General features: G+C 51.0%; 15 protein-coding genes. 4 read left to right on the forward strand and 11 right to left on the reverse strand.

Features of this window, described 5'->3' with window-relative positions; translation table 11 throughout:
• Window positions 1-32: 32 nt before the first annotated feature.
• From IO95_RS14095 to IO95_RS14120, 6 genes are all read right to left on the reverse strand, one after another.
• A complete protein-coding gene (locus IO95_RS14095) occupies window positions 33-914 on the reverse strand; it encodes a lysophospholipid acyltransferase family protein (RefSeq protein WP_081878565.1) in 882 nt (293 codons plus the stop codon).
• Window positions 893-1,615, reverse strand: coding sequence for a beta-ketoacyl synthase chain length factor (locus tag IO95_RS14100; protein ID WP_023488900.1), 723 nt, complete (start codon window positions 1,613-1,615; stop codon window positions 893-895). Before IO95_RS14100 ends, IO95_RS14095 begins: the two co-directional genes overlap by 22 nt.
• 80 nt (window positions 1,616-1,695) lie before the next feature.
• Entirely contained in the window at window positions 1,696-2,754 is a 1,059-nt protein-coding gene (locus IO95_RS14105; RefSeq protein ID WP_037385704.1) for a methyltransferase, read from the reverse strand.
• Window positions 2,755-3,000: 246 nt separating this feature from the next.
• Window positions 3,001-3,390, reverse strand: coding sequence for a hypothetical protein (locus IO95_RS14110; protein WP_023492883.1), 390 nt, complete (start codon window positions 3,388-3,390; stop codon window positions 3,001-3,003).
• A gap of 487 nt (window positions 3,391-3,877) precedes the next feature.
• Window positions 3,878-5,272 carry a Xaa-Pro peptidase family protein gene (locus IO95_RS14115; protein WP_023489433.1) on the reverse strand — a complete coding sequence of 465 codons (1,395 nt, stop codon included), beginning with the start codon at window positions 5,270-5,272 and terminating at the stop codon, window positions 3,878-3,880.
• Window positions 5,273-5,500: 228 nt separating this feature from the next.
• Window positions 5,501-6,298, reverse strand: a complete 798-nt coding sequence (locus IO95_RS14120; protein WP_023489432.1) for a helix-turn-helix transcriptional regulator — start codon at window positions 6,296-6,298, stop codon at window positions 5,501-5,503.
• Window positions 6,299-6,461: 163 nt separating this feature from the next.
• Between IO95_RS14120 and IO95_RS14125 the strand changes: the two genes are divergently transcribed.
• The 3 genes from IO95_RS14125 to IO95_RS14135 all read left to right on the forward strand — a co-directional run bounded on the left by IO95_RS14125 (window position 6,462) and on the right by IO95_RS14135 (window position 10,342).
• Entirely contained in the window at window positions 6,462-7,235 is a 774-nt protein-coding gene (locus IO95_RS14125; protein WP_023489431.1) for a class I SAM-dependent methyltransferase, read from the forward strand.
• Between the two features lie 283 nt (window positions 7,236-7,518).
• Window positions 7,519-9,186, forward strand: coding sequence for an energy-dependent translational throttle protein EttA (gene ettA / locus IO95_RS14130; protein WP_023489430.1), 1,668 nt, complete (start codon window positions 7,519-7,521; stop codon window positions 9,184-9,186).
• A 154-nt stretch (window positions 9,187-9,340) separates the two neighbouring features.
• Window positions 9,341-10,342, forward strand: a complete 1,002-nt coding sequence (locus IO95_RS14135; protein WP_023489429.1) for a zinc-binding alcohol dehydrogenase family protein — start codon at window positions 9,341-9,343, stop codon at window positions 10,340-10,342.
• Between the two features lie 200 nt (window positions 10,343-10,542).
• Here the strand turns inward: IO95_RS14135 and nadR are convergent, their stop codons facing one another.
• The 3 genes from nadR to serB form a co-directional block, all read right to left on the reverse strand.
• Window positions 10,543-11,808, reverse strand: coding sequence for a multifunctional transcriptional regulator/nicotinamide-nucleotide adenylyltransferase/ribosylnicotinamide kinase NadR (gene nadR, locus IO95_RS14140; protein WP_037385807.1), 1,266 nt, complete (start codon window positions 11,806-11,808; stop codon window positions 10,543-10,545).
• Window positions 11,809-11,914: 106 nt separating this feature from the next.
• The gene (gene radA / locus IO95_RS14145; RefSeq protein WP_023489427.1) at window positions 11,915-13,300 is read right to left on the reverse strand and encodes a DNA repair protein RadA; all 1,386 of its coding nucleotides are present in this window, start codon (window positions 13,298-13,300) and stop codon (window positions 11,915-11,917) included.
• Window positions 13,301-13,303: 3 nt separating this feature from the next.
• On the reverse strand, window positions 13,304-14,281 hold the full coding sequence (gene serB / locus IO95_RS14150; protein WP_023489426.1) for a phosphoserine phosphatase: 978 nt from the start codon (window positions 14,279-14,281) through the stop codon (window positions 13,304-13,306).
• Window positions 14,282-14,416: 135 nt separating this feature from the next.
• Between serB and IO95_RS14155 the strand changes: the two genes are divergently transcribed.
• Complete coding sequence (locus tag IO95_RS14155) at window positions 14,417-15,091, forward strand: YtjB family periplasmic protein (protein ID WP_023489425.1); 675 nt, start codon at window positions 14,417-14,419, stop codon at window positions 15,089-15,091.
• 56 nt (window positions 15,092-15,147) lie between these two features.
• Here the strand turns inward: IO95_RS14155 and deoD are convergent, their stop codons facing one another.
• Together deoD and deoB are read right to left on the reverse strand one after the other, a co-directional pair.
• On the reverse strand, window positions 15,148-15,879 hold the full coding sequence (gene deoD / locus IO95_RS14160; RefSeq protein ID WP_037385708.1) for a purine-nucleoside phosphorylase: 732 nt from the start codon (window positions 15,877-15,879) through the stop codon (window positions 15,148-15,150).
• Window positions 15,880-15,956: 77 nt separating this feature from the next.
• Window positions 15,957-17,180: a phosphopentomutase gene (gene deoB / locus IO95_RS14165; protein ID WP_023489423.1), complete on the reverse strand. Its 1,224-nt coding sequence runs from the start codon at window positions 17,178-17,180 to the stop codon at window positions 15,957-15,959.
• Window positions 17,181-17,215 lie beyond the last annotated feature (35 nt).

The raw sequence follows: 17,215 nt of genomic DNA on the forward strand, positions 1-17,215 counted from the left end.
TCCCATCACCAATCACACCGCAGAGATTGGGGTTACCCGCGTTTACCCGTATCACTGACTGGTGCCAGCTCATCGGAGTTCCCTCGGATACCCTCTACCTGCAGCTTGATTGAGCTTGGGTATAGTCCTGGTGATAGTAGATGCAAAATATGCTGGTTGAGCCGCCTGGCAGCCAGTGCCGGCTGTGGTGATTTTGCATCAGTAAATTGTTTAATCGGTACCCGCTCACCCACTGCCACCTGAAACAGGGGTTTTCTGGGGGGGATGTCATACCATCTGCTTTGCTTATCAAGCAGATGCTCACTGCAGCGGATCACCACCACACGTAAATCACAACCGCAGCGCACAGCGATATTGGCGGCACCTCGCTGCAACACCATCTGCTCCCCCTGACGTGTGCGTGTCCCCTCGGGGAAAATCAGGATAGTATCCCCCTGGGCAAGGCGCTGCTGGCTGGCTGGGAGTAACTCATCCGCCTGACTATTAATCAGATAACCTGCCGCACGGATCACCCCACCAATAAACGGATTGCGCAATAATGAACTTTTTACCAGGCAGTCTGTTTCCGGCATCACCGACGCCAACAGCACATAGTCTATCAAGGTCGGGTGGTTGGCGACTATCAGACAACCACGTTCCTTGCGCAGCAGCTCAAGACCATCAATGCGATAGTCAAGTACCCCCAGCACTTTGGCCGTCGACAGAAAAAAGCGAAAGCTGGTAGCAATACTGTAGCGAGCCAGGCTACGCCGCTTGGCCTCATTGCGATACAACACCAACAGCAGATTAAACCAAACCAGCGACAGCAATAGCCCGCCAATACCAAACAGCACAAAGCACCACCCGGTCATAACCAGCCGCCAAAGCCGGTTTATGCGCGCGTACAGGGGATTCATGCCCGGCTCCAGTGCCACATCAATCTCTCCCCTGGGATCGAAAACAGCGGCACAGCACTTAAGTAATGTTGCAAAAACTGCAAGCTTTGTGGCAATGCAGGTTCTTCCCCGTACTCCACCGCCTGACTGGTACATTGCAACGTTTCTCCACGCTCAAATACCATGGCCACTGCATAAGCCCAGGTCGGCATCTGTTCAGGCAGGCTGTCATGGTAAAACTCGGGTAACATACCGTCAAAATCCACCATTAATACCCGTTGATAGCCTGCCTGTAATAGACAAGTCACTTCACACAACCCTTGCTGAAAAGTATCGATACCGGCAGCCAATGAGGATGAAACCAATGGTTGTTGAGCCGCAATAGTCAAATGCCCTACCGCCGAATTATGCACCGAGGTGGTGAAGTCACTGGGAGAAACCGGCAACTGCTCCGCCAGGGCTGACAAGATGCGATAATTGCGTTCCAGTTCACCATGACGGCTGGTGTACAGCACAGCATCAATTTGATGGCGGCGTAACATCGCCAAGCCACACTCCACCGCCAACCGACTGCCTGACGCCAAGCGACGCGCCGTCATCATTGAAAGCTCGCTTAGCTTCGCCTGTGGTTCTGAGGGCACAATAGCATGGGGCTGCTGCGACCACTGATACCACTGCGCTGCCTCGCTCAAACCAGGTGCCCTGGCCTGCCAGTCAATAATATTTAAAGCCAATTTCATCTAAGTAAGCGCATCCGCAATCAATGGGTGACTCTGAGAGAGTGACAGGGAGTCAGTGCAACAAAAATGCTGCCATTTTATTAAAATTTTTGACATATCAGTAAAGTATGCCCAATTCCGAGGTTATCAACGCGTTTCTCTAGCCGAAAACCCGCCATTTCCAGGTAATGACAAAACTTCTCTACACTATAAAAACGGCTATTACCGTTAGCCATACAAGTGAAATAGAGCGATGACGCATTCAAGCTGAATGCTGCGGCCTCAAATTTTTGCGCATCCCAGAAGAGTTCCATAATACACAGCCGAGCGCCGGGCTTCATCACACCCGCGACGCGGTTCAGAATGGCAATAATTTGTTCTGGTGAGAAACAGTCAAGGAACTGACTCATCCACCAGATGTCGGCTTCGCCAGGTAATGGGGCATCACCCAGCATATCTACCGCATGGAAACCGATGCGATGAGATAATCCTGCCGCTTCAATATTCTCGCGAGCCAAGGCAATTTGCTGGGGTAAATCTAATAATGTCACGGAGACATCATTATCATGCTGGCAGCAACGGAGCGCCCACTTACCTGTATTGCCCCCCACGTCGTATAAAGAGCCCGGTTGATAGGCAAATATATGTGGCAATACTGCGTCAAACGCGCCGTCTGAATAGTAATGATCAAAAGCGAACCAGCTTTCACGCGCCGCATGAGGTAATTGTGATAAGGCCGGATAAATGGTTGGCCACTCACCAAATACTTTCAAGCCTGTTGGCTTTCCTGCTTTAAGTGCTTCTTCTAAAGAGAATAACCCCTGATAGCAAACATCTTGGGTGAAATCCATATTCACACGGGTCATGGTATCGTGAAGCAGAAAATGACCAACCTTGGCAATATAGTAATGATCCTCTTTACAGGTCACTATACGCCCACTTAGCCCCATATCCAGTAACACGCTGACTGCATATTCATTAATATTACTGTTATTGGTGATATCTCGCAGAGTGGCTCCACGCTTTCCCTGTTTGTCTAGATAATCCAGTACGCCGGTATTACGTAAACAAAGTGCCGTTTGAAACAGCATAGGTGCAAAAGCAATTCGTTGTGCCTCGGTAATGGCATCGAGGGCACTGAGCTTATCATGCTCATACATTTTTCACGCAATCCCTTAAGCTGGTCTCGCTATCTTTCAAATTGCCTGTGCGTTAGCGGTACTCAGCCTGCCACCAGGTCATTTATCCCCTTGGTGACTCTTTAACTTACAGCAACTGACATGATTTGGAGTCTATCCCCATCACCATTCAAGCCACAGCGATGTTGACTGCAACTTGAATGAGTCTGGATATAAAAAATAGTTTCATTGGACCACGACCGACCCAATGTTAATCAACACTAATAATTATAATCCAGCGCCTGCTGACAGGTTCAACTGAATATCTTTATCGAGATTGAGTACCCAACGATTATAACTCTTATGAATCTTACCACCGGAGGATTGCAAATTGAGGCTACTGACATAGTTAATGGAATAGCTGGTTGCTGTATAATTAATGCGAATTTCTGCAACGTGGTCACGTGCTTGCTGGCGGCCATTAATGACACCTGGACTGACTTGCGTCATGATCCACTGACGTTGCTGCCCCGCGTTTAGAATAGCATCTCTTACCTGAGTTTCAGTATGGCCTGCAGTTACCGTACTGTGAACTTGAACTACTGGCGCGGTCCGTGCACAACCTGCCAGAGTAACTATTACAGTGAGAGCGACACACCATTTTAAGAATTTTCCCATAATACAATCTCCATTTTTGATTATTTGAGCCCAACCTCAATGCAATCAAGATATTAATCTCAGCATCTGAAAATGATGGGTTAAGAACAATGTTAAGAATTGGTTAAGTGGAGGCTATTTCACTGAAAATAACGGTTCACAAGACCATCGAGACAGGCCGTATCCCTTGCCACACCAAAGTTCCCGCGCGAACTTTACACAATCACTTTATCAGGTTCAAGCTCTGAGTCTGTTTAAGTTGAATAATAAAAGATACTTTATTTGTGTAATAGAATATGAATATCGAATTTTATTCGACACAAGAATGTCTGTTATAACCATGGCTTTATATATAACACCCTACATATTTATCATGGTTATACTGAGGCGCTTGAAAGAGGCTCGATGACGAGCTCCGTCCTTAGAGCTCGTAAGGTTACTGTTTACCGGTAATTTGAAGAAATCAGGATAGTGCTTGACTACCCTACTCGCTAAAACCGGGCTCGCTTCAATCACGCATCGCCAAGGCCTTATCTTTAGCCAGGAGAAACGGCCTGAGATAGGCAACGGTATTGGATAGCGGGATAACATCATCGCTTAAGTTAATATTCAACACTGTCTTGAGATATTCGCGCCGCTGGGTGATACGCGCCCAAAGCTGCGGGTATTCCTGCCTGATGTTGGCCTGGAGTTCAGCATCGGCCACCGCCACACACTCCTCAGCGCTGACTCCGGTATACCCCGCGACGGATGGAATAATATCAATCTGTAACATCATGCCACTGCGGATTTGCTGTTCCGATAATGGATAGACAGGGGAAGACATCCACTCCTCATCCGCCACCAAGTGCCCTGGGTTTAGATGCCAACCATAATCCTTCTTAGGCAACACCTGCTCAATCAGGGAATAAAGTTCACCGCCTTTCATACCGATATGAATATTCTCCAACCAGGTCGCCACTGCACGGTAGTAAGGCTTGGCGACCCTTGCCAGATAGTCACTTTGGTTGGCGGGCAATTCACTTTCATCAGCGATAGCAAAGCCGGTTCGACTGGATAACCCCCCTTTATACGCCGTGGTCAACGACAGCGGGTCACCTTGCTGGATCACTTTGTGAGTGGGATAAAAGTTGGCATGTTCAAAACGACGCCCGGTGGCGGCAATGGTGACTACCGTATTATATTGCCCCTCGGCAGTAAGTTGTTGCCCTAAATCGCTCTCTTTAACGCCCACCGCAACGCTATTCATCGCCGCCATAATGCAAGTGGAAGAGAGGTTGGCACCGTACTCGTAGTGCGCGAGTTCATTGGCATTATTGGTGGTTCGGGCTCCTGCTTGTCCACCAATAAACAGGGGGATGGCATTGATCAATATGGCCCCTGTAGCCAGGCTCTTTTTAACCGATTCAACGATAAAATAAGGGAGATCAAACAGTGTTTCCTGGTTGCCTATTTTGCCGGTAAACATTTTCCAACCTACTAAACCGACTTTCTGTTTATTTCCCAAACCGGCGGCCACAAAGAGCTCATCGAGCGGCTTTTCGTGATCCATCGGCTGGTTCGGCAAAGAGAAATAAGGACAAAGCAGCTGTTGCACCGGTAAACGCGCATGTTGTGCCATTTTCAGGTTTTCATTCCCTAAAATAATGGTCGCTTTACCGTCAGCTTCCAATAGCAACAGGGCCTCTTCAAAGCGCGGTACAAAACCGGTCAAATATTCGAAGTTACCGCCATGCTCTTTATCAGCGTAAATCAGCAGCGCATCAAAATTTTCAGCTCTCATCCTCGCCAGCACTTTATCACGGCGTGCAGCCATCGTTTCCGCCGTCAGCATGACGGGGGCCACCTGCGGAAAAGTGGCAGGGGGGACAACCGAAACCAACTCAACACGTTTTGTCTTCATTTATCCTAACCTCATGGTTAACTATTTTTATCGCGGCTTTTACTGCGGCTGCCAACTGGCCCTAGCACCTGCAACGCCCGACCTGCCCACAAAATATGATGATCATTATACCCTACCAATCGCGATGCTGGTTTGCAGATAATCAACAGTGAGCATCACTGAATCGCTGAAAATCCCCTAGCCATAACCTCTTTCACCCGCTCACGCCAGGCTAACGGAGGTTGTTTGTTAACTGGGGTCGCCGGGCAATGGGATCAGCATCACCAGCTTCAACCCATGATGTTCAGCGGGATAAAAAGTCACTTGCTGATAATGCAGGATGCCTTGCTGCGGATGAGTAAACGTCCGCTCTCCCCCTTCACGGGCCAGCACATCCTGCTGCCGCCACCAACGGTCAAAAAATTCACTGTGTTGTGTCATATGGCGTACAAAGGCGCGTATTTCTTCAGTTCCCTGATGGTGACTGGTTTCAGCACGAAATTCAGCGACCACACGCTGGGCGCGCTCCTCCCAATGGGTGACCAAGTTCTTTGCCTGGGGGTGGAAGAACATAAAATGTAGCAGATTGGGTGTATTGGCTTGTTGCAGCCAATCGCCAAATAAGGCTTCAGCCTGCTGATTCCAGGCCACCATATGCCAGGTGAAATCGAGCAGATAACAAGGCACCGTCATTTGATGCACACTTTGCAGCACGATGGGGTTAATGGTGTCCTGATGCAGTTCCAACTCGGGATCAGCGATACGCGCCAGCGTAAATAAATAATGCCGTTCGGCATGGTCAAGTTGCAACGCTTTGGCAATGCGAGCCAAGGTTCCAGGGGCAATAGCCACCTCGCGCCCTTGCTCAATCCAGGTGTACCAAGTGGTACTGATGCCACTGATTTGTGCCAGTTCTTCACGACGTAAACCGCTGGTACGGCGGCGTGGAGCGGTGGGTAAGCCTAACATTTCTGGCGTTACCCGTTCCCGGCAGGCGCGCAGAAAAGCCCCTAGGGCTTTAGGGCCGGATAAATCATCTGATTCCATAAACGGGTACCTCTTATACTAGGATAAATTCTCATATTGTACCCGTATAGTGAATTAATTATAGTCATAATCACCATCAGGTACTTGGCCCCCATCATCGTATGACCAAGACCATGCAAGATAAAACCTCGTGAATAACGGCAAACTAATAACGGGAATCAATATGAACAACAAGAATAGCCATCAGAACGCTGTGGAACGTCAATTCGGCGAACAGGCGCAAGCCTACTTAAACAGTGCCGTACATGCTCAAGGGAAAGATCTGCAACGTTTGTCGAACCTGCTGGAAAACTGTAACACCGCTCAATTGCTGGACTTGGGCTGTGGCGCAGGGCATGCCAGTTTCACTGCGGCAGCAAAAGTAGCGCAGGTGGTGGCCTATGATTTGTCGGCACAGATGCTAACGGTAGTGAGTACCGCTGCCGCAGAAAAAGGGTTGGCAAACGTTCGCGTGCAACAAGGGGTGGCAGAATCACTGCCGTTTGACGATGCCAGCTTCGATATTGTGATTAGCCGTTATTCGGCACATCACTGGCATGATGTCGGCCAGGCACTGCGTGAAGTGAAGCGCGTGTTGAAACCCGGTGGTCGTGCCATCCTGATGGATGTGGTTTCCCCGGGGCACCCGCTGTTAGATGTTTATCTGCAAACAGTAGAAGTGTTGCGTGATACCTCACATGTCCGCGACTATACACCAGGCGAATGGCTAAGCATGTTCACTGACGCCGGGCTGGTGGTGCAGCAGGTCACTTCAGACCGCCTGCCATTGGAGTTCACCAGTTGGGTGGCGCGAATGCGTACCCCGGAGCATTTCGTTACGGCGATTCGGGCGCTACAGCAAGGGGTAACCGCAGAGGTACAACAGCATTTTGCCATCCAGGACGATGGCTCGTTTACCAGCGATATTATGATGTTTGAGGTGAACAAAAACCGCTAGCCTTATGGGTAAGGCGAGCCACTGCAGCCCCGGCAACTTGCTTGATGACGGATATACATTTGCCTATCGTGGTGTCGGGTCTGGGATCTGATTATGAAACGGGCTACACTCTTGCAGAAAGACACCCTATATACCCAAAATACTTCGAGTTGCTTGTAGGCGGCAAACGATGGAAGCCCCAGGAGCATAGATAACTATGTGACTGAGGTGACAGAGTACGGCTAACACCCAAGCAATTTTGAAGTAGGAAGGGTAGAAAAACTGATAGAGAGGCTAGAGCAAAGTGGCTCAATACGTCTATACCATGCACCGCGTCGGCAAAGTCGTGCCGCCGAAGCGTCATATTTTGAAAAATATTTCCTTGAGTTTCTTCCCTGGGGCCAAAATTGGTGTGCTGGGCCTGAACGGCTCCGGTAAATCAACCCTGCTGCGCATTATGGCGGGCATCGATACCGATATCGAAGGGGAAGCGCGCCCACAACCGGGCATCAAGATCGGCTATCTGCCGCAAGAGCCGCAACTCAATATGGCGCACACCGTTCGTGAGTCGGTAGAAGAAGCGCTGGCAGAAGTGGTGGGGGCGCTAAAACGCCTTGATGAGGTGTACGCACTTTATGCTGAGGAAGGGGCTGATTTCGATAAACTGGCCGCCGAACAAGGTCGCCTGGAAGAGATCATTCAAGCCCATGATGGCCATAACCTCAATGCCCAGCTTGAGCGCGCTGCCGATGCACTACGCCTGCCGGAGTGGGATGCCAAAATCGCCAACCTTTCCGGTGGTGAACGCCGTCGTGTCGCCTTGTGCCGTCTGTTGCTGGAAAAGCCAGACATGCTGTTGCTGGACGAACCCACCAACCACCTTGATGCCGAGTCCGTTGCTTGGCTAGAGCGTTTCCTACACGACTTTGAAGGGACCGTGGTCGCTATTACCCACGACCGCTACTTCCTGGATAACGTGGCAGGTTGGATACTGGAGCTGGATCGTGGCGAAGGTATTCCATGGGAAGGCAACTACTCTTCCTGGCTGGAGCAGAAAGATGCGCGTCTGGCGCAGGAAGCCTCTACCGAAGCCGCACGCCGCAAGTCCATCGAGAAAGAGCTGGAGTGGGTGCGTCAAGGTGCTAAAGGCCGCCAGTCTAAAGGTAAAGCGCGTCTGGCTCGCTTTGAAGAACTGAACAATACCGAATACCAGAAACGTAACGAAACTAACGAACTGTTTATTCCACCAGGCGCACGTCTGGGGGATAAAGTGGTTGAAGTTAGTCAGTTGCGTAAATCCTACGGTGACCGCGTATTGATCGACGATCTCTCCTTCTCGGTACCCAAAGGGGCCATCGTCGGGATTATCGGCCCGAACGGCGCCGGTAAGTCTACGCTGTTCCGCATGATGTCCGGTCAAGAACAACCGGATTCTGGCACCATTGTGCTGGGGGATACCGTTAAGTTGGCTTCCGTCGATCAGTTCCGTGACAGCATGGATAACGCCAAAACCGTTTGGGAAGAAGTTTCTGGCGGGCAGGACATTATGCGCATTGGCACGACTGAAATGCCAAGCCGCGCCTATGTTGGCCGTTTCAACTTCAAAGGGGTTGACCAAGGCAAGCGTGTGGGTGAGCTGTCCGGTGGTGAGCGTGGCCGTCTGCATCTGGCCAAACTGTTGCAAGTTGGCGGTAACGTATTGCTACTTGACGAACCTACCAACGATCTGGATATCGAAACCCTGCGCGCACTGGAAAACGCCTTATTGGAATTCCCGGGTTGCGCCATGGTGATCTCCCACGACCGCTGGTTCCTTGACCGTATTGCTACTCATATTCTGGATTATCAGGATGAGGGTAAGGTGGAGTTTTTCGAAGGTAACTTTACCGAATACGAAGAGTATAAAAAGCGTACGTTGGGTGCCGATGCGTTGGAGCCTCACCGCATCAAGTATAAAAAAATCACCAAATAACCCCTGCTGGGGCGATTATCTTGCCCCACTGCCTATGACCAGCCCGTGTACTCCACGGGCTTTTTGTTTCTTCCCCCTGTATCTCTGCCTATGTGCCCAGTGTATGACGTAAATCCTGGGTATATACTGTCGGCATTTATTGAAGGAGCGCACTATGTTAATCAAAGCTATCGCCGTCGACCCAAACAACCCAGCCCACTTTATTGAGATCACTACCGATCAACCTACCCCTGGGCAGTATGACCTGCTGGTAGAGGTAAAAGCGGTTTCTGTTAACCCGGTGGATACCAAGGTCCATGCCGGTCTGCAAAAAAATAGTTTGCAACAACCACGCATTCTCGGCTGGGATGCCAGTGGTGTGGTGGTGGCCGTTGGCAGTGGTGTCACGGAGTTCAAACCGGGTGATGAGGTCTGGTATGCCGGGGATATTACCCGCCCAGGTAGTAACAGCACCTATCAATTGATTGATGCGCGCATTGCTGCCCACAAGCCGAGTAAATTGAGCTGGGCAGAAGCAGCGGCTATCCCCCTCACCGCGCTAACCGCCTGGGAAGCGCTGTTTGAACACCTGAATATTCAGCATGCTGAGGCAGGCAAAACGCTGTTAATTATCGGCGGTGCCGGTGGTGTTGGTTCTTTGGCTATCTCCCTGGCGGCATTGCGTAGCCAAGTGAAGGTGATTGCTACTGCCTCACGCCCGGAATCAATCGCCTGGTGCCAAGCGCGTGGTGCCGATCTGGTGGTGGATTATCGTGACCTGCAAAACAATCTGGCACAAGCTGGCATTGAACGGGTGGATTATATTCTGTGCTTGAACGATACCGATGCCCATTGGCAAACCATCAGCAATTTGATCGCTCCGCTTGGCCATATCTGTACCATTGTGGAAAACCGCCAGCCTCTGGACCAGAGTGCATTAAAAACAAAAAGCGCGGCGTTACATTGGGAGTTTATGTTTACCCGCAGCATGTTCACCACGCCGGATATCGCCCAACAAGGGGAGATCCTCAAACAGATGGCGCAGCTACTTGATGAGGGCAAATTGACCACCACCCTCAGGGAAACACTGACTGGGTTGACGGTGGAAACACTCACTGCCGCGCACCATAAACTGCTGGCGGGGCATATGTTGGGCAAGTTGGTGATTACTTACTAATATCCCGTCGTCAATCAAACCGCAGGGTTGTTGGCTGCGGTCTCTCACCCTAGTCACATAGTGGCCTATGCTCCTAGGGATTCGCTCAATTGCCGCCTACCTGCAAATTGATTGAACTTAGGGATATACCCGTCGTCAATCAAACCGCAGGGAGACGAGCATACTATTCAGGCGCAGCATGCTGCGCCGATGGTTTATGCTTAGCGTGCGATTGCAGGGGAGCCACTCAAACGGCTGGCATCCGCCGCTAACAGTTGCTGCACCAGTTCAACACAGCGCAAAAAACGCTCTTCATAGTCGCTGGATTCAACATGAACATATTCAATATTGTTTGCTCGCAACATCTCTTCCAGCAGATGTTGAAACTCTTTGCGGTCAACCGGGTTACCTAAGCTACGCAAGCCATCCGCCACCCAAGGGGTGTTGTTTTCCAGCAGGATCACCAGATCAAAACGGTATTCGTCGATCAACGCCTGCACAAAGGGATGGTCGCGCCCCTCATATTTCCGGCAAAACGCCTGAGTCGTGACAAAGTCGGTATCGATAAACGCCACTTTATTGGCATATTTCACCGCAAAATCCACATACTGAGCTTGCCCAAGAGCTATTTTGTCGTAATCGGAGTACTGCAGGGCCATTTCGTCACCCCCCAGGTGCGAAAACACATAATCGCGGCCATATTCCCAGGCACTGGTGGTGTTGAAGATATTCGCCAACTTGTTAACCAGCGTTGACTTACCGCTCGATTCTCCTCCGAGTACCGCCACGGTACGCACAAAGAACGGTTTGACCTCTGTGGGGATATAATCCCAATAACGGAACGGATCCTGACGGATCTGTCTGCCACTGATATTCATAAAGGAACGTTCAGGGTCCACCAGGATGGTTTCAATACCCAGGTATTCACGGTAACGGGGAGCATCCAACTCTTCACTGGAGTAGACAAAACCGGGCACAATCCCCTTCTGCTCCATAAAACGCTTTACGCCGTTGCTCCAGACATCCCAGCCATGGGGATAAGGCTCAATCCCCTGCTCATCAAAAGAGTGAATACGGATATTTTTCTGATACTTAAAGGTTTGCAATAACCAACGTAAGCGGTCACTGACGGTCGGCTGCTGTGACATGGAACTGTTTTCAAACAACGTTCGGTCACGGGGTTCATCATGGCACAGGATCACATGCAGCTCATCAACCTGGCTGCAAGCACGTTGGATCAGGTAGATATGCCCGGTATGCAGTGGGTAAAATTTACCAAACACCACCCCCACTTTCTTTTCGCTATGGGGGAATTCCAACCCCAGAAAACGGTGCAACGCTTCCAGTTTCTGCGCACTCGGGCTTTTGATTTTATCGTTCAACAGTTGGCTGAGATAACCTTTGGTCATATTACTGACTTCAGCCACCTGTTGTAAGGTACAGCCCTTTTGCTTAATCGCTGCTTTCAGGTAATCGAACTGCCGCATCATTCCCTCTCCATGTATCCCCGTCACCCTGCAAGCTGCCGGAGTGATGGCAATAACTTGAAACCTGACGAGTATAATATACTAAACAGAGTATGATTACGGCCTATTAAAACTCATCCAGAATACTCAAGGCATCCGCCAGTTTCTTGACCCCAAATACTTGCATATTAGCCAGTGGCTTTTTCGGTACATTGGCGTGCGGGACTATTGCTCGTTTGAAACCATGCTTGGCTGCTTCAGAAATACGTTCCTGACCACTTGGCACCGGCCGGATCTCCCCTGCCAACCCCACTTCCCCGAAGACCACTAAATCATTTGGCAATGGGCGATCACGAAAGCTGGAAACCAACGCCAATAACAACGCCAAGTCAGCACTGGTTTCACTCACTTTGACACCGCCGACCACGTTGACGAACACATCCTGATCGGACATTTGCAAACCACCGTGGCGGTGCAATACCGCCAGCAAAATCGCCAGGCGATTCTGTTCCAGCCCCACCGCAACACGGCGCGGGTTAGACATCATTGAATGGTCCACCAGCGCTTGTATCTCCACCAGCAATGGTCGGGTTCCTTCCCATACCACCATCACCGAACTCCCCGAGGTTACTTCATCCCCCCGGCTCAGGAAGATGGCAGAAGGATTGCTCACTTCACGCAGCCCCTGCTCGGTCATGGCAAACACCCCCAGCTCATTGACCGCACCAAAGCGATTTTTATGGCTGCGCAAGGTACGAAAACGGGAATCGGCGTCACCATCAAGCAGTACCGAACAATCGATGCAGTGCTCTAACACCTTCGGGCCAGCCAGTGAACCATCTTTGGTCACATGGCCCACCATCACAATGGCGACACCGCGTGTTTTGGCAAAACGAGTAAGATAAGCCGCGGTTTCACGCACCTGCGCCACACTCCCCGGTGATGATTGGATATCCGCCATATGCATCACCTGAATCGAGTCGATCACCATCAGCCTGGGTTGTTCCTGCTCGGCAATCAGGCAGATCTGCTCAATGCTGGTCTCCGACAACATATTCAAACCACCGGTAGGCAGGCCAAGGCGGTGAGCACGCATCGCGACCTGCTGCAAAGACTCTTCACCGGTGACATACAGGGTTTTCATCTGTTGGGAAAGTTTGCACAGTACCTGCAACAGCAAGGTACTTTTCCCGGCCCCGGGGTTACCGCCGATAAGGATCGCACTGCCTGGTACTACGCCCCCACCCAACACGCGGTCGAACTCGACAAAACCACTGGAAAAGCGCGGCAGCTCTTCCAGACTGATGTCCGAAAGCTTCTGTACTTTGCTGATCCCGGTCTCCCCGGCATAACCACTGAAGCGCTCATTGCGAGCAGCCGAAGAAGAGACAGCAGCCAGACGCACCTCAGTAATGCTGTTCCAGGCGTGACAGGCGCTGCATTGCCCCTGCCAACGCGGATAATCTGCGCCGCATTCATTACACACAAACGCTCGTTTGGCTGCTTTTGCCACAAGTTACCTCAAATCAAATTTCAAACTGCCGCTGAGTACACAAAATACGCCCATCAGGTCAGCATGGCGAATCGACACCTGCGCTTGCTCATAAACCTTGGGTTTGGCATGGTAGGCAATGCCCAACCCAGCAACCTGCATCATCTTCAGGTCGTTGGCACCATCACCAATTGCCACCGTTTGTTGTGGCGGGATCTGCAGCTTTTCAGCCAGTGCCTGTAGGGTATTGGCTTTATATTGCGCATCCACCACCGTCCCTAACACTTCACCGGTTAATTTACCGTCACGAATTTCCAACTCATTGGCCGCGACTTCAACCAGCTTCAACTTGTCACGCAGGTACTCGGCATAGTAGGTAAACCCGCCAGAGGCAATGGCGACATGCCAACCCAGCGCCTGCAGTTTATGGACCAGACTGGTCAACCCTGGCATCAATGGCAGTTCATCCCGTACCTGCTTGAGAATATTGGCATCAGCACCTTTTAGTGTGCCCACTCGCTGGCGCAAACTGGCGGCAAAGTCGAGCTCACCGCGCATCGCACGCTCAGTCACCTCGGCTACCTGCTCACCCACCCCCGCCAGCTTGGCAATTTCATCAATGCATTCAATCTGAATGGCCGTTGAATCCATATCCATCACCAGCAAACCCGGGGTGCGCAAATGCGGAATATGGCTCAACGGCGCCACATCCAACCCACTCTCCGCCGCCAGCAATTTGGCGCGTGTCGATAATGTCCCCGCCAGACGGACAATCTGATAGTCCTCCACACACCAGGCGGTGACAATCACCATCGGGACGGCCAGTTTGCGCTGGAACTGCGTGATACACGCTTTATCCAGTTTTCTGCCATATAATAGCCAACCGGTATTACCGGCACGATAATCCAGTGGCATCACTTCGTCACCGCTTAGCGAAAGCGGTAGCCCCGGCCATTGAGAGATCTCAGCGGGAAGATCACAATAGGTCAGACTATTTGGCATCATTTACTCCTGAAAAAACGCGCATCAATACGTCACTTCAAACCACAAAAAAGCAACTTGAAAGAGAGTGGGTAAAACTATCCTATCGTTGGCGGTTCTGGCAACATAAAGCGTCCAATCGTTGAAGGAAGCCTTATGGCTAAAGCTAAACTGAAATTCCGCCTGCATCGCACTGCTATTATCTTGATTTGCCTAGTATTACTGGTGTTGTTAATGCAGGGCGCCTCCTATTTTAGCCTGAGTAATCAAATGGCGCGATCTGAACAGGTGGAAGAATTGGCACAAACGCTAACCAAGCAAGTTGCTTTCAGCCTGGTGCCATTAATGGATAACAGCAATATTGATAGTCAGAATATTGACGCTATTCTCAAGCAGTTGACCGCACATAGTCGAATTCTGGATGCCAGTGTCTATCAGTTGGATGGTTCACTTGTTGTCCGAGCAGGAGAGCTGATTAATGTTCGTGACCGCCTGTCACTGGATGGTAAACGTGCGGGCAGCTATTTCACCCATCAGTTAGTGGAACCGATTGAGAGTAAAGAGGGGCCGCTGGGTTTTATTCGCGTTACGCTGGATACCCATACGCTGGCAACAGAATCCAAGCAGGTGGATAACACCACTAACCTGCTGCGCCTGATGATCCTGATGGCGCTGGCTATCGGCATTATTCTGGCGCACACACTACTCCAAGGGCGCCGTAGCAACTGGCAGCAGTCACCCTACTTGCTGACTGCCAATACACCGCTGGCAGAAGAACAGGCCACAGTTGAGCCTGCGGTAGAAGATAATGCGGGTGAGCCCCCCAAGTAACCTCTACCCTAAATTTATGAGGCACACTCGCAGGTGTGCCCCTACTCGTGGGTATCTTATTCCTGATCCCCCAACAACACCGACTCCAACGCAATCACAATCATTTCGTTAAACGTGGTCTGGCGCTCATCGGCGGTGGTCGCTTCGTGACGCAGGATATGGTCGGATACGGTACAGATAGTCAGCGCTTTACAGCCAAACTCTTCATAGAGTTCTGCTGCGACGCCATAAATACCTGCCGCCTCCATTTCCACGCCCAAAATGCCGTACTTCTTCATCACCTGGAACATATCTGGGTCTGGGGTGTAAAACAGATCAGCGGAGAAAATATTACCTACCCGCGCCGGTATTCCCTGCGCTGCTGCGGCATCAACGGCATTGCGCACCATGTCGAAATCGGCGATAGCCGCATAGTCATGATCTTTAAAGCGCATACGGTTCACTTTAGAGTCAGTACAAGCCCCCATACCGATCACCACATCACGCAGTTTAACATCGTCACGTACCGCACCGCAGGAACCCACGCGGATGATCTTCTTCACGCCGAATTCGGCAATCAGCTCACGGGCATAAATAGAGCAGGAAGGGATGCCCATACCATGGCCCATAACAGAAATTCTGCGGCCTTTATAAGTGCCAGTAAATCCCAGCATGCCACGCACCTGGTTAACTTCTACCGCATTGTCCAAAAAGTTTTCTGCAATATATTTAGCCCGTAACGGGTCACCCGGCATCAGGACAACATCAGCAAAATCGCCCATTTCGGCATTAATATGTGGTGTAGCCATTTTCTTTTCCTTCCACGTCAAATTGTTAGATTTCCGTCGTCATTCAGAGGGTAGCCAGACGACGGATGTTGGCGTTATTACAGCATCGATTGACCATAATCCATCGGCGACAGACCAAAATAAACGGCAACGGTCTGGCCGATATCAGCAAAGGTTTTCCGGTGGCCTAATGAACCGGGTTTGACTTGCGGGCCATAAACCAGCACCGGAATATTCTCACGGGTGTGGTCTGAACCTGGCCAGGTAGGATCACAACCATGGTCGGCGGTGAAAAAAATGATGTCATCGCCGGTCACCCGCTGGAGTAATTCTGGCAGACGACGATCAAACTGTTCCAGTGCTGCAGCATACCCGGCCACATCACGGCGATGCCCATAGGAAGAGTCAAAATCCACAAAGTTGGTGAAGACAATGGTGTTATCACCGGCCTTTTCCATCTCGACCAAGGTAGCATCCAGCAACTCGTCAATGCCGGTCGCTTTTACTTTCTGGGTGATCCCCACGTTGGCATAGATATCGGCAATCTTGCCAATAGACACCACTTCTCCGCCCTTCTCTTCCACCAGTTTTTGCAGCACCGTCGGTGCCGGGGGTTCAACAGCCAGATCGTGGCGATTACCGGTACGCTGGAAGTGACCCGGTTGGTCACCGACAAATGGCCGCGCAATCACCCGACCGATGTTATAACCCCCTTGCGTCAGCTCTTCGCGGGCGATTTCACACAGTTGGTAGAGACGCTCCAGGCCAAAGGTCTGTTCATGACAGGCGATTTGAAATACCGAGTCTGCAGAAGTGTAGAAAATCGGCTTGCCGGTCTTCATATGTTCTTCACCCAGTTGATCAAGGATCACCGTACCGGAAGAGTGACAGTTGCCGAGGTAACCCGGCAGATTAGCCCGGGCAACCAGCTTATCCAGCAGGGCCTGCGGGAAGCTATTCTGGTGATCAGAAAAGTACCCCCACTCGAACAGTACCGGCACACCGGCGATCTCCCAATGCCCAGAAGGCGTATCCTTGCCCGATGAGAGCTCGCTGGCATAACCATAGGCGCCAATAATCTCGGCATGGTTATCCAGCCCCACCGGGAAGTGGCCACTAGACTCTTCTGCCGCCTTACCCAGCCCCAAACGGCTCAAATTTGGCAACGTCAACGGGCCACTACGACCCACATTGGCTTCACCACGCGCACAAGCAGCAGCAATATGGCCCAAAGTATCAGAGCCTTGATCGCCAAAACGCTCGGCATCTTCGCTGGCACCAATGCCGAATGAGTCTAATACCATTATAAATGTACGCTTCATTATCTCTCCTGCGTGCTTTCACACTTGGTTATTTC

This window comes from Serratia sp. DD3 (assembly GCF_000496755.2).